This window comes from Azospirillum sp., assembly GCF_035627195.1.
GTDB lineage: Bacteria > Pseudomonadota > Alphaproteobacteria > Azospirillales > Azospirillaceae > Azospirillum.
Map to the genome: position 1 here is coordinate 24,317 of NZ_DASPMG010000437.1, position 13,431 is coordinate 37,747.

Sequence of the window (13,431 nt, forward strand, 5' to 3'; positions counted from 1 at the left end):
GAACTCGATGACGAGCGAAGCGGAGTATCTGGCCCGCCTGCGCGACCTCCACCGCCGGTCCTGGCCCAAGGGCATGCCGACCGAGGTGCGTTACCCGCACGGCGAGCGGCCGTTGACCGACTATCTGCGCGCCTGGGCGCGGCAGCGGCCGGACAAGGCGGCGGTGGTCTACTACGGCGCCACCATGACCTATGCGGAGCTGGACGCGCTGAGCGACCGCTTCGCGGCCCTGCTGGCGGCGCACGGCGTCGGGCGCGGCGACCGGGTGGCGGTGTACCTGCCCAACTGCCCGCAGTTCCACGTCGCCTTCTACGGCATCCTGAAACTGGGCGCGGTGCACGTGCCGGTCAGCCCGCTGGCGAAGTCGGCCGAGCTGGAATACCAGCTGTCCGACGCCGGGGCGACCGCCGTCCTGGCGCTGGACCAGCTGATGCCGGAGGTGCGCGCGGTGGCGCCGGCCGTGGGCCTGCGCACCCTGTTCGTCACCAGCCTGGCGGAAGCGCTGCCGGAGGAGCCCTCCATCCCCGTGCCGGACGCGCTGCGCGCGCCGCGCGTGCCCTGCCCGGACGCGGTGGACCTGCTGCCGGCGCTGGCCGCCGTGGCGGAGATCCCCGGCCTGGAGCCGGGGCCGGGCCTGGACGACGTCGCCGTGCTGAACTACACCGGCGGCACCACCGGCCTGCCCAAGGGCTGCATCCACACCCAGCGCGACATGCTGCACACGGCGGCGGTCAACTGGTCGATCCCCATGCAGGCCGACCCCGACATCGTGACGCTGAGCTTCCTGCCGGAATTCTGGATCGCCGGGGAAAACGCGGCGCTGATCCTGCCGGTGTTCACCGGCTCCACCCTCGTCCTCATGACGCGCTGGGACCCGGTGGGCGTGCTGGCCGCCGTCGAGCGGCACAAGGTGACCAGCACCGTCCTGCCGGTGGACGGTGCCGTCGAGCTGATGGAGCACCCGCGCTTCCACGACTTCGACCTGGGCACGCTGACGCGGGTGCGGGTGGTGTCCTTCGTGAAGAAGCTGAACCTGGAGTACCGGCGGCGCTGGAAGGCGATGGCGGGCTCCACGCTCATGGAATCCGCCTGGGGCATGACGGAGACGCACACGTCCGACACCTTCACGGTGGGCATGCAGGACGACGATTTCGACCTGAAGAGCCAGCCGGTGTTCGTGGGCCTGCCGCTGCCGGGCACCGAACTGGCGATCCGCGACTTCGCCACCGGCGAACTGATGCCGCTGGGGGCGGAGGGGGAGATCTGCGTGCGCACGCCCTCGCTGTTCAAGGGCTACTGGAACCGCCCCGACGCCACGGCGCAGGCGGTGCGGGACGGATGGCTGCACACCGGCGACATCGGCGTGATCGACGAGGGCGGCTACCTCCACTACCTCGGCCGCCGCAAGGAGATGCTGAAGGTGAAGGGGATGAGCGTCTTCCCGGCGGAGATCGAGGCGCTGCTGGGCCAGCACCCGGACCTGCTGGGCTCCGGCGTCGTCGGGCGCCTTGACGCCGAGCGCGGGCAGGTGCCCGTGGCCTTCGTGCAGCCGAAACCGGAAGCGGCGGCGCGGCTGACCGCCGACGCCCTGGCCGCGTGGTGCCGGGAACGCATGGCCGGCTACAAGGTGCCGGAAATCCGCATCGTGGAGCGGCTGCCGATGACGGCGACCGGCAAGGTCCGCAAGGGCGATCTCGCCAAGGAAATCGACGCATGACTTCACCGTCCGCCACCCTGACGCAGCCCGCGACCGGTGCCGCGCACCGCCCGATCCGCGCGCTGCTGATCGCCAACCGCGGCGAGGTCGCCATCCGCATCGCCCGCGCGGCCGGCGAGATGGGCATACGCACCGTCGCCGTCCATTCCGACGAGGACGCGCTGTCGCTGCACGTGCGCAAGGCCGACGCCGCCCTGCCGCTGGGCCGCGCCCGCGCCGCCGCCTACCTGGACGGCGAGCGCATCGTGGCGCTGGCGCTGGAGGCCGGCTGCGACGCGGTGCACCCCGGTTACGGCTTCCTCAGCGAGAACGCGGACTTCGCCCGGCGCTGCGCGGAGGCGGGGCTGACCTTCGTCGGGCCGGCGCCGGAGGCGCTGGACCTGTTCGGCGACAAGGTGCGGGCCAAGGCGTTGGCGCAGCGTTGCGCCGTGCCGGTGCTGCCCGGCACCGCCGGGGCGACGACGCTGGAGGAGGCGCGCGCCTTCCTGGTCGCCCTCGGCGACGGCGGGGCGGTGATGGTGAAGGCGCTGTCCGGCGGCGGCGGGCGCGGCATGCGGCCGGTGCACCGGGCCGAAGACCTGGAAGGCGCCTTCGCCCGCTGCCAGTCGGAGGCGCGGGCGTCCTTCGGCAACGGCGACGTGTACGTGGAGCGGCTGATCCGCGACGCCCGCCACATCGAGGTGCAGGTGATCGGCGACGGCACCGGCGCCGTCACCGCCGTGGGCGAGCGGGAGTGCACGCTCCAGCGCCGCAACCAGAAGCTGGTCGAGATCGCGCCCAGCCCGTCCTTGGACGACGCCACCCGTCCCCGCCTTGTCGAGGCCGCGCTGCGCATGGCGGCGGAGGTGCGCTACGCCGGCCTGGGCACGTTCGAGTTCCTGGTGGACGCCGGAAGCAACGATTTCGCCTTCATCGAGGCGAACCCGCGCCTGCAGGTCGAGCACACGGTGACCGAGGAGGTGTACGGCATCGACCTCGTGCAGACGCAGATCGCCATCGCGGGCGGGCGGACGCTGGCCGAACTGGGGCTGCTTGAACCGAGGCGGCCGAACGGCTTCGCCATCCAGCTGCGCGTGAACATGGAGACCATGGACGCCGACGGGAACGCCGCGCCCTCGGCCGGCGGCACGCTGGGCGTGTTCGAGGCGCCGTCGGGGCCGGGCATCCGCGTGGACACCTTCGGCTACGCCGGCTACCGCACCGTGTCGTCCTTCGATTCCCTGCTGGCGAAGGTGATTGCGCATTCGCCCTCCCCCACCTACGCCGATGCCGTGCGGCGCGCTTACCGTGCGCTGTGCGAGTTCCGCGTCGAAGGGGTGGCGACCAACATCCCGTTCCTGCAGGCCCTGCTCTCCCACCCGGACGTCGCCGCCAATCGGGTCAACACACGCTTCGTCGAGGAGCGCATCGGCGAGTTGCTGGCGTCCGGCGGGCACCGCCAGCTGTACTTCGGCGAAACGGCCGCGGCAGCCGACGCTCCGGCGGCCATGGTCGCCGCACCGCCCGGCACGGTGCCGGTCCGGGCACCCATGCAGGCGACCGTGGTGGCGATCGACGTGGCCGACGGCGAACTGGTCCGGCCGCGCCAGCAGGTGGCGGTGCTGGAAGCCATGAAGATGGAGCACGTCGTCCTGGCCGAGGCCGGCGGCATCGTCCGCCGCGTGGCGGCCGCCCCCGGCGACACGCTGATGGCCGGCGGCGCCCTGGTCTTCATCGAACCCATGGAGGTCGAGGCGCTGGCGGAGGAGGATGCCGGCGCGCTGGACCCCGACCACATCCGCCCGGACCTCGCCGAGGTGCGCGCCCGCCATGCGATTGTCCAGGACGCCGCCCGGCCGGACGCCGTGGCGCGCCGCCGCCGCACCGGCCAGCGCACCGCGCGCGAGAACGTGGCCGACCTGTGCGACGACGGCAGCTTCAACGAATACGGGTCGCTGAGCATCGCCGCGCAGCGCCGCCGCCGCTCGCTGGAGCACCTGATCAAGGCGACGCCGGCCGACGGCGTCATCGCCGGCACGGGCACGGTCAACGCCGGCCGCTTCGGGCCGGACAGGGCGCGCTGCATGGTGGTGGCCTACGACTACACGGTGCTGGCCGGCACGCAGGGCCAGATGAACCACAAGAAGCAGGACCGCATGTTCCGCCTGGCCGCGGAACTGCGCATCCCCGTGGTCCTGTTCGCCGAGGGGGGCGGCGGCCGGCCGGGCGACACCGACCGGCTAGGCCTGACGGGCCTGGACAGCCGCACCTTTGCCGACTTCGCGGTGCTGAGCGGGCTGGTGCCGCTGGTGGGGGTGGTGTCCGGGCGCTGCTTCGCCGGCAACGCCGCGCTGCTGGGCTGCTGCGACGTCATCATCGCCACGGCGGACGCCACCATCGGTATGGGCGGCCCGGCGATGATCGAGGGCGGGGGCCTGGGCGTCTACAAGCCGGAGGAGGTGGGACCGGTCGCCATGCAGGCGCCCAACGGCGTCATCGACGTGGTGGTGGCCGACGAGGCGGAGGCGGTGCGCGTCGCCAAGCAGTACCTGAGCTACTTCCAGGGGCCGGTGGCGGACTGGTCCTGCGCCGACCAGCGCCGGCTGCGCCGCGCCATCCCGGAGAACCGCCTGCGCGCCTACGACGTCCACGCGCTGATCGAGACGCTGGCCGACGAGGGCTCGGTCCTGGAACTGCGCCGCCGCTTCGGCGTCGGCATCGTCACCGCGCTGGCGCGGATCGAGGGGCGGCCGGTCGGCATCATCGCCAACAACTCCCGCCACCTGGGCGGCGCCATCGACGCCGACGCCGCCGACAAGGCGTCGCGCTTCCTGCAGCTGTGCGACGCACACGACATCCCGATCCTGTCGCTGTGCGACACGCCCGGCTTCATGGTGGGGCCGGAGGCGGAGAAGACCGGGCTGGTCCGCCACGTCTGCCGCCTGTTCGTGACCGGCGCCAGCCTGAGCGTGCCGGTCTTCACCGTGGTGCTGCGCAAGGGCTACGGCCTGGGCGCCATGGCGATGGCGGGGGGCGGCTTCCACGCCTCCGTCTTCACCGTGGCGTGGCCGACGGGGGAGTTCGGCGGCATGGGGCTGGAGGGTGCCGTCAAGCTCGGCTACCGCAAGGAGCTGGAGGCCATCGCCGACCCGGCCGAGCGCAAGGCGCTGTACGACAAGCTGGTGGCGCAGTTCTACGAGAACGGCAAGGCGACCAGCATCGCGTCGGTGCTGGAGATCGACGAGGTGATCGATCCCGTCGACACGCGCCGCTGGATCACCGGCGGCCTGCGCTCCCTCCCCCCGCCCACGCCGCGCACCGGCAAGAAACGGCCGCTGGTGGATACGTGGTAGGGCGGCGGGCGTTGACAATTTCCGGGAAGGCACCGCAAATGCCGGGAGGTAGGACACACGGCCGCCATGCTCATGAATCGCAACGCCTTTCCCCCGGTCAGCGGCCTTCCCGACCAGGCGTCCCCGCCGGACAGGCCCGCGCGGGGGCGCGCACCGGCGCCGCGCACCATCCCCGAGCAGATCGCCGACGAGATCGGCGCGCTGATCATCGCCGGCGACTACAAGGTCGGCGACCGGCTGATCGAACAGGACCTCGCCACCCGCTTCGGCGTCAGCCGCGGGCCGGTGCGCGAATCCCTGCGCATCCTGGAGCGGCGGCGCATGGTCGACATGGTGCCGCGGCGCGGCGCCTACGTCCGGCCGCTGTCGCTGGAGACCTTCGTCGACCTGTTCAACGTCCGCATCGCGCTGATGAGCCTCGCCGTGCGCCTGATGGCGGCCGGGCCGGTGCCCAGCTATCTGGAGACGCTGCGCCGCCGTGTCGCCGAGATCGAGGCGATGGCGGCGGACGACGCCACCGACCCGCGCGTCTTCGCCCACGCGACCGCGCGCGCGGCCAAGACCATCGCGCACGGCTCGGCCAACGACCTGATCGTCTCGCTGCTGACCGACCTGACGAACCAGACGCTGTGGACGACGATCTGGACCAAGCCGGTGATCTACCGGACCCGCGCGGAGCGCGAGCAGTACGCCAAGGACATCCGCGCCATCCTCGGCCACATCGAGGCGGGCGAGGGGGTGGCGGCCGACAGCATCATCCGCCGCGCGCTGGAGGACGGCCGCGATGCCGCGCTGAAGGCGCTGATGGCCGGACGTACCGACACCGTCGACCCGCAGAAGCTGCTGCGCACGGCCTGAACAGTCGAGCCTGAACCGCCGACGTGACGGTCAATGGTCGGCGGTGTGGCCCCTGATGGCCGGGCGTCGATAGATGAACCAGTAGACCGCCCCCACCAGCACGGCGCCGCCGATCCAGTTGCCGAGCGTCACCGCCCCCAGGTTGACCAGGAAGTGGCCGGCGTCGATGGGCGGGACCGTCCGCCCCAGCTCATGCCAGAAGCTGTCCGGCGCGCCCCACTGGATGAGCAGCCCCAGCGGCACGAAGTACATGTTGGCGACACAGTGCTCGAACCCGGCGGCCACGAAGGCGCTGACCGGCAGCGTGATGGCCAGGATCTTGTCGGTGACGCTCCGCGCCCCCAGCGCCAGCCACACCGCCAGACAGACCAGAACGTTGCACAGGATGCCCAGGAAGAACGCCTGCCCCACCGGCAGCCCGCTCTTTGCGGTGGCGAAGTACAGGGCTGTCGCCCCCACCGCGCCGTGGCCGAAGGTGTACTGCCCGGACAGGAACACCAGCGCCGCCGTGCCGAGGGCACCGGCGAAGTTGCCCAGCCACACCAGCGTCCACACCCGCAGCATCTGCCGGAAGGTCAGCCGGCCGCTGGCCCAGGCCATGACCATCAGCGCGTCGCCGGTGAACAGCTGCGCCCCGCCGACGATGACCAGCACCAGCCCCAGCGAGAACACCAGCCCACCCAACAGGCGCGTGATGCCGTAGGGCATCATGCCCTCCGCCCCCGACATGGCGACCGTGGCGAACAGCCCGCCCAGCGCGATGAAGGCGCCGGCCAGCACGGCCAGGGCCAGCAGCGTCGGCGTGTCGTAATGCGCCTTCTTGACGCCGAGATCCTCGGCGGCGAGCGCGATGGCGTCGGGCAGACGGGCGTCCAGGGTGAAGGGCGCGTCCAGGTTCGGCAGTCGATGCGTGTCCATGATCCTCGGTCCTCTCATACCGGCGGCGCTTGATGGCCCCCATTGAGCACCGCCGGTCAAACCCGGCAGATCAATGCGATAGCATTGATTGAAAGGGTGATACGGACGACGCCTTCAGGCGCCGTCCGTATCACGCCGTACGCAGGCCGTGCAGGCCATGCGCCGTAAACACATGGCCTGCGTTTTCAACGCGTGCCCTCGATGCCTGGCATGGCCCTCATTGCTTGGCATGCGTTCATCGTGGCTGGTCCTTTTGCATCTTTGCATGGAAGTGGCGGGCGGCGCGCCTCGCGGAACAGGATCATCAGGCCGCTGGCGGTGACGATGCCGGCCCCGGCGACGACCGGCAGCCCCGGAACGTCGTCCCAGACCAACCAGCCGAACAGCGCCGCCCACAAAAGGCCGGCGTAGCTGAACGGGCTGACCACGGCGGCCGGCGCCTGGGCGTAGGCGCGGGTGATGAAGTACTGCGACCCGCCGCCCGCCAGACCCATCAGCGCCATCAGGCCGAAGCCCTCCCACGTCGGGGTGGTCCAGGCGAACGGCAGGGTCAGGCCGCTCAACACCGTCGCGATGGCAGTGAAGTAGAACACGGTGGTCACCGGCCGCTCCGTCCGGCCCAGTTGGCGCATGGCGATCTGGGCGAGCGCGTAGGCCACCGCCGCGGCCAGCGCCACCGGCGCGCCCGTGTCCAGCACCATGCCGCCCGGCTGGACCATCACCAGCACGCCCGCGAAGCCGACGGCGACGGCCCCCCAGCGGTAAGGGCCGACACGCTCGCCCAGCAGCGGCACCGAGAGTGCCGTGAGGAACAGCGGTGCGGAATAGGAGATCGCCACCGCGTCGGCGAGCGGCATCAGGTGATACGACCAGAACAGCAGCACCATCGACGTCAGACCGATCACCGCCCGCCAGAGGTGGCCGGGCAAGTGGTCGGTGCGCAGGGGCCGGCCACCGGCCGCCGCCAGCATCGCCACCGCCGGCAGCAGGGCGAAGAGGTTCCGGAAGAACGTCACCTCGTTCAGCGGATAGCTTTCGGCCAGAATCTTCGCCGCGGCGTTCCCGACCGCCATGAGGACCATGCCGGCCAGCATCGAGGCGATTCCCAGCCGGACGTTTTCCGTCAGGACGGGCTTCGGCGGGGAGTCGAGGGGGATGGGCATGGCTTCGGCCGCCGGAACGCTCAGTGGCCGCGCACGACGGAAAGGCGCCGCTCGACCACGGCGAAAGCCGCCAGGACCACGGCGAGCAGGGCCATGACCTGCACGACCAGCGCGCCGGCCGAAAGGCCGAAGCCGGCGGTGGTGAGCAGGCTGGCGAAGATGGCGCAACCGCTCAGCGCGTTGATCGTCCCGCGCCGCGTCGTCGCCGCGCGGGGAAGCTGCCGCAGCGCCAGCACGAAGCAGGCCAGGCCGGTCAGGTACAGAACGGCGTTCAGGGTTTCCATGGCACCCATGCTCCTGGTGATCGGTGCGCCGGGCCCCCGGAAGGGGAAGCGGGAGCAAGAACCCCTCCCGGGCGGTCCGGACGCCCTTCCGCTACGCCGCCCGAACGATGTCGGGGGCGATGCGGGAGGTCTTGGAAAGAAGGTCCAGCGTGTGGCTGGCGATCATCCGCTCCTCGTCGGTGGGGATGACGAACACGGGGATGCGGCTGCCGGCGGCGGAGACCCGCGTCGCCTTGGCCCGGTTCGCAGCGGCGTCCAGCGCCACGCCGAGCCACGCCAGCTTCTCCGCCACGCGGGCGCGCACGGGGGCCGAGTGCTCGCCGATGCCGGCGGTGAACACCAGCGCGTCCAGCCCGCCCATGGAGGCCGCCAGCGCCGCCGCCTGCTTGGCCACACCGTGGCAGAACAGCTCCACCGCCTCGGCCGCGCGGGGATCGTCGGAGTCCAGCAGGGCCCGCATGTCGTTGGACAGGCCCGACACGCCCAGCAGGCCGGACTTGTGGTACAGCAGCTTCTCCAGCTCGTCGGCGCCGTAGCCCTTCTCGCGCATCAGGTAGATCAGGACGCCGGGGTCCAGCACGCCGGGGCGCGTGCCCATCGGCACGCCGTCCAGCGCGGTGAAGCCCATGCTGGTGTCCTGGCTGCGGCCGGCGCGCATGGCGCACAGGCTGGACCCGTTGCCCAGATGGCAGACGACGACGCGCGCGTCGTGCAGCGCCGGCTCGATCTCCGGCAGGCGGCGGGCGATGTACTCGTAAGACAGGCCGTGGAAGCCATAGCGCCGCACCCCCTCCGCCGTCAGCTCGCGCGGGATGGCGAAGGTCTGTGCCTGCCAGGGCTGCGTCTGGTGGAAGGCGGTGTCGAAGCAGGCCACCTGCGGCAACTCCGGGTACGCCTCGGCCAGCGCGCGGATGGCGGCGAGGTTGTGCGGCTGGTGCAGCGGCGCCAGCGGCACCAGCGCCTCCAGCTCCGTCAGCACGGCCGGCGTCAGGGCCACCGGGGCGGCGAAGAGGGTGCCGCCGTGCACCACCCGGTGTCCGGCGGCCACCAGCTTCGCCCCGTCCAGGCGCGCCGCGATCCAGTTCAGCAGGAAGCCGAGCATGGCCGCGCGTTCACCGTGCCCGGTGCGGGCGAGGTTTTCCTTGGCGAGCGGGCGCCGGGCGGCGTCCTTGGCCTCGAACAGCGGCTCGGTGCCGATGCCGGAGATCTGGCCGGTGATGACCGCCTCCAGGTCGGCCTTGCCGGCCCCCTGGAAGACGGAGAACTTCAGGCTCGACGAGCCGGCGTTGACGACGAGGCAGGCGTTGCGGTTCGGCATGGCGGCTCTCCTCACTCGGCGGCCAGGGCGAGCGCCGGGGCGCGGCGCGAAGCGGCGACCAGGGACGCCACGGCGCAGCTGGCGAGGCGGGTGCGCACGTTGTCGGCGCGGCTGGTCAGGATGATCGGCACGCGCGCCCCCAGCACGATGCCGGCGGCGTCCGCGTTGGCCAGGAAGGACAGCTGCTTGGCCAGCATGTTGCCGGCCTCCAGGTCGGGCACCAGCAGGATGTCCGGCCGGCCGGCCACCTCCGACACGATGCCCTTGGTGCGCGCGGCTTCCACCGAGATGGCGTTGTCGAAGGCCAGGGGGCCGTCCAGGATGCCGCCGGTGATCTGCCCGCGGTCGGCCATCTTGCACAGCGCCGCCGCCTCCAGCGTGGTGGCGATCTTCGGATTCAGCGTCTCCACCGCCGACAGGATGGCGACGCGCGGCGTCTCCACGCCCAGCACCTTGGCGAGGTCGATGGCGTTCTGGACGATGTGCACCTTGTCTTCCAGCGTCGGCGCGATGTTGATCGCGGCGTCGGTGATCAGCAGGGCCCGCGGGTACGTCGGCACGTTCATCACGAAGACGTGGCTGAGCCGGCGGCCGGTGCGCAGGCCGGTGTCCTTGCGGACCACCTCGCTCATCAGCTCGTCCGTGTGCAGCGAGCCCTTCATCACCGCTTCGGCCCTGCCGGCGCGGGCCAGCGCCACGGCGGCCTGGGCGGCGGCGTGGCTGTGCTCGACGTCGACGATGTGGTAGGGCGTGATGTCCAGGCCATGGGCCGACGCAAGGGCACGGATCTTGGCCTCCGGGCCGACCAGGATGGGGTCGATCAACCCAGCCTCGGCGGCTTCGACGGCACCCTTCAGCGAGCTTTCGTCGCACGGGTGCGCCACGGCGGTGGGCACCGGCGGCAGGGCGTCGCAGCGGTGCAGCAGGGCGTCGTGCTTGTCGTGGCGGATCATCTGCACCTGCGGCAGTTCGTGCGCGGCGTGGCGGACCTTGCGGGTGGGGGCGATGACCTGGGCGGTGCCGGTGGTGACCACCTCGCCGTCCTGGTTGACGCACACGCAGTCGAAGACGACGAGGTTCCTGTCGGCCCGCTTCTCCGTGACGGTCACGGTGGCGGTGACGACGTCGCCGAGCGCCACGGGGCGGCGGAACTGCAGGTCCTGCCCGACATAGAGGGTGCCGGCGCCGGGCAGGTGGGTGCCCAGCACGCCGGAAATCAGCGACCCGGACCACATGCCGTGGCCGATGACCTTGTGGAAGCGGCTGTCGGCGGCGAACTTGGCGTCGAGGTGGGCGGGGTTGATATTGCCCGACACCATGGCGAACAGCTCGACGTCCATCAGGGTGAGCTGGCGCGCCATGCTCGCCGTCTGGCCGACACGGATCTCGTCGAAGGGGACGTTCTCGATGGCCGCCGCGTGGGTGCCGTTGTTGGCTTCACCAAGGACGTGCATGGGTTCGGTACTCCGATTGCGGAAAGTGAAGGCGCTGTCCCCGTCGGGGTGCGCATGCGGGGTGCACGGCGGCGCGTGTTCGGCCCAGCTTATGCGGACCGCGACATGAGTGGGGCGCGTCGGCCGGGAGCGGCGGTATGCGGTTGCGAGCGGCTGTCTGGGGGGCATGAGCGGCGGGCGGCGGTATCGCGCGCACCGTTCCGAAAGGCGATGATGGTGTCCATTGCAGGACGCTCCAGGGAAGGAACAGGACGGGGCGGCGTGGTCCGCCGGGCCGGCGCATCGCATCCGCGCCGGGCGTCGGCGGGTTATGACAGCGCTATCATATGCCGGCTTGTACCGGGGGAGTTGGTACTGCCGGACAGCGCTGCTTGAACCCGCCTGCCACCCATGCGCGGGGCGGCCGCCCCGCTCAGGGATACTAGTATATTAGTCACTTGGACACTACACCGCCCGACGCTCCCTGTCGATGATATCGCGGTGCGGCATTCTGGCGCAAAGGCCCGTCGGAAACGCCGCCCGGTCGGGATGCCGCGTCAGTCGCCCACCTCGTCCAGCACCTGTTCGGCTTGTTCGGGGACCACGCGCCGGGTGGGGCGTTCGACCCAGGCGATGCGCAGGATGTTGGTGTTGCCGGGCATGCCGAACGGCACGCCGGCGGTGATCACCAGCCGTTGCCCGTCCCCGGCCAGACCGTCGGCGTAGGCGATGCGCGTGGCCTTCTGCACCATCTCGGCAAAGGTTTCGATGTCCCTCGTGTGCACCGCGTGCACGCCGTAGGCCATCTGCAAGCGCCGCGCCGTCTCCATGCGCGAGGTCAGGCAGAGGATCGGCACCTCCGGCCGCTCGCGCGCGGCGCGCAGCGTCGTCGAGCCGGAGGTGGTGTAGGTCACGATGGCCGCCGCCTGCACCGTGTGCGCCACTTGGCTGGCCGCCGCGGTGATGGCGTCGGCCGAGGTCTGCTCCGGATCCGGGTGCTGGGCGTCCATGATGGTGCGGTACAGCGGGTCCTGCTCCACCCGGCGCGCGATGCGGTCCATGATCGACACCGCCTCGATCGGGTAGGCGCCCGAGGCCGTTTCGGCCGACAGCATCACCGCGTCCGCCCCGTCGAACACCGCAGTGGCGACGTCCGACGCCTCGGCCCGCGTCGGCGCCGGGGCGGCGATCATGGATTCCAGCATCTGCGTGGCGACGATCACCGGCCTGCCGGCCAGGCGCGCCTCGCGCACGATGCGCTTCTGCAAGGACGGCACGTCTTCCGGCGGCATCTCCACGCCCAGGTCGCCGCGCGCCACCATGACGCCGTCCGACAGCTCGACGATGCGTTCCAGGTGCTGGATGGCCTGCGGCTTCTCCAGTTTGGACAGCAGGGCGGCGCGCCCGGCGATCAGCCGGCGCGCCTCGGCCACGTCGTCCGGCCGCTGCACGAACGACAGCGCCACCCAGTCCACGCCCAGGTCCAGCGCGAAGTCCAGGTCGGCGCGGTCCTTGGCCGTCAGCGGCGACAGCGGCAGCACCACGCCCGGCACGTTGACGCCCTTGCGGTCGGACAGCCGGGTGCCCGAGACCACCACCGTGTCGGCGTGGCCGGGACCGCAGGACACCACGCGCAAGCGGACCTTGCCGTCGTCCAGCAGCAACTCGGCCTCCGGCTCCAGGGCCGCGAAGATCTCCGGGTGCGGCATGCCCACGCGCGTCGCGTCGCCGGGTTCCCCGGAAAGGTCGAGGCGGAAGCTCTGGCCGGCGCTCAGCGTGACGGGGCCGTCGGCGAAGGTGCCCAGGCGCAGCTTGGGACCCTGAAGGTCGGCCATGATGGCGATGGGGCGCCCGGTGTCGCGCTCCACGTCGCGGATCGCCTGAACGCGCGCGCCGTGGTCGTCGTGGCTGCCGTGGCTGAAGTTCAGGCGGAAGACGTCGACGCCCGTCTCGACGAGCTGGCGGATCAGCGCGGGCGTCGAGCTGGATGGGCCCAGCGTGGCGACGATCCGGGTCTTGCGCTGGCGGGGCGGGATGCTGGTGCGCGGGGGCATGACCGGTCACTCCGGAAGGAATTCGGGAAAGGACGGGCCGCAGCGAAGACGCCACGGCCCGGAGTGCGCGACGGCGGACCCGCGGGGGTGAAGCCCACCATCACCAGGAGAGCGAAGCCGGCGGCGTGCGGCGGCCGGCGGTACGGGCCGCGCACGGCAGGACGGGATGCTCTCCCGTCCTCCGGCGGAATTCAGCGGCGGACGCGGTGCCGCCGGACGCATTTGATAGCGCTGTCACGAAGCGGTGAAAAGTACCTTTTTGCCGCACCGCACACCACCACGGTCCGTGCTGTCATGCGCAGGAAGCGGAGCAGTGCCACGGTTGTCCCGGAAGACGGTGGAACGGGCCGCCCG

The 13,431-nt window shown here is 71.5% G+C and carries 9 protein-coding genes; 3 read left to right on the top strand and 6 right to left on the bottom strand.

The annotated features are described in order from the left end of the window. Positions 1-7: 7 nt before the first annotated feature. The 3 genes from VED21_RS37305 to VED21_RS37315 all read left to right on the top strand — a co-directional run bounded on the left by VED21_RS37305 (position 8) and on the right by VED21_RS37315 (position 5,907). Positions 8-1,717: an AMP-binding protein gene (locus tag VED21_RS37305; RefSeq protein ID WP_324891317.1), complete on the top strand. Its 1,710-nt coding sequence runs from the start codon at positions 8-10 to the stop codon at positions 1,715-1,717. Continuing rightward, positions 1,714-5,049, top strand: coding sequence for a carboxyl transferase domain-containing protein (locus VED21_RS37310; protein ID WP_324891319.1), 3,336 nt, complete (start codon positions 1,714-1,716; stop codon positions 5,047-5,049). Before VED21_RS37305 ends, VED21_RS37310 begins: the two co-directional genes overlap by 4 nt. A 66-nt stretch (positions 5,050-5,115) precedes the next feature. After that, a complete protein-coding gene (locus tag VED21_RS37315; protein WP_324891321.1) occupies positions 5,116-5,907 on the top strand; it encodes a GntR family transcriptional regulator in 792 nt (263 codons plus the stop codon). 30 nt (positions 5,908-5,937) lie between these two features. Here VED21_RS37315 and VED21_RS37320 read toward each other — a convergent pair whose 3' ends face one another. From VED21_RS37320 to pyk, 6 genes are all read right to left on the bottom strand, one after another. Then, on the bottom strand, positions 5,938-6,825 hold the full coding sequence (locus VED21_RS37320) for a formate/nitrite transporter family protein (RefSeq protein ID WP_324891323.1): 888 nt from the start codon (positions 6,823-6,825) through the stop codon (positions 5,938-5,940). 185 nt (positions 6,826-7,010) lie between these two features. Further along, complete coding sequence (locus VED21_RS37325; protein WP_324891325.1) at positions 7,011-7,988, bottom strand: DMT family transporter; 978 nt, start codon at positions 7,986-7,988, stop codon at positions 7,011-7,013. Positions 7,989-8,008: 20 nt separating this feature from the next. Then, positions 8,009-8,272 (bottom strand): hypothetical protein, encoded by a 264-nt coding sequence (locus VED21_RS37330; RefSeq protein ID WP_324891327.1) that lies wholly within the window; start codon positions 8,270-8,272, stop codon positions 8,009-8,011. Between the two features lie 91 nt (positions 8,273-8,363). After that, positions 8,364-9,590, bottom strand: a complete 1,227-nt coding sequence (locus VED21_RS37335) for an acetate/propionate family kinase (protein ID WP_324891328.1) — start codon at positions 9,588-9,590, stop codon at positions 8,364-8,366. Between the two features lie 11 nt (positions 9,591-9,601). Beyond that, the gene (locus tag VED21_RS37340) at positions 9,602-11,044 is read right to left on the bottom strand and encodes a bifunctional enoyl-CoA hydratase/phosphate acetyltransferase (RefSeq protein ID WP_324891330.1); all 1,443 of its coding nucleotides are present in this window, start codon (positions 11,042-11,044) and stop codon (positions 9,602-9,604) included. Between the two features lie 536 nt (positions 11,045-11,580). Continuing rightward, positions 11,581-13,077, bottom strand: a complete 1,497-nt coding sequence (gene pyk / locus VED21_RS37345) for a pyruvate kinase (protein ID WP_324891332.1) — start codon at positions 13,075-13,077, stop codon at positions 11,581-11,583. Positions 13,078-13,431: the final 354 nt, after the last annotated feature.

Coding starts and splice junctions, on each gene's coding strand:
- VED21_RS37305 (WP_324891317.1), top strand. CDS start 8: ATGACGAGCGAAGCGGAGTATCTGGCCCGCCTGCGCGACCTCCACCGC.
- VED21_RS37310 (WP_324891319.1), top strand. CDS start 1,714: ATGACTTCACCGTCCGCCACCCTGACGCAGCCCGCGACCGGTGCCGCG.
- VED21_RS37315 (WP_324891321.1), top strand. CDS start 5,116: ATGCTCATGAATCGCAACGCCTTTCCCCCGGTCAGCGGCCTTCCCGAC.
- VED21_RS37320 (WP_324891323.1), bottom strand. CDS start 6,825: ATGGACACGCATCGACTGCCGAACCTGGACGCGCCCTTCACCCTGGAC.
- VED21_RS37325 (WP_324891325.1), bottom strand. CDS start 7,988: ATGCCCATCCCCCTCGACTCCCCGCCGAAGCCCGTCCTGACGGAAAAC.
- VED21_RS37330 (WP_324891327.1), bottom strand. CDS start 8,272: ATGGAAACCCTGAACGCCGTTCTGTACCTGACCGGCCTGGCCTGCTTC.
- VED21_RS37335 (WP_324891328.1), bottom strand. CDS start 9,590: ATGCCGAACCGCAACGCCTGCCTCGTCGTCAACGCCGGCTCGTCGAGC.
- VED21_RS37340 (WP_324891330.1), bottom strand. CDS start 11,044: ATGCACGTCCTTGGTGAAGCCAACAACGGCACCCACGCGGCGGCCATC.
- pyk (WP_324891332.1), bottom strand. CDS start 13,077: ATGCCCCCGCGCACCAGCATCCCGCCCCGCCAGCGCAAGACCCGGATC.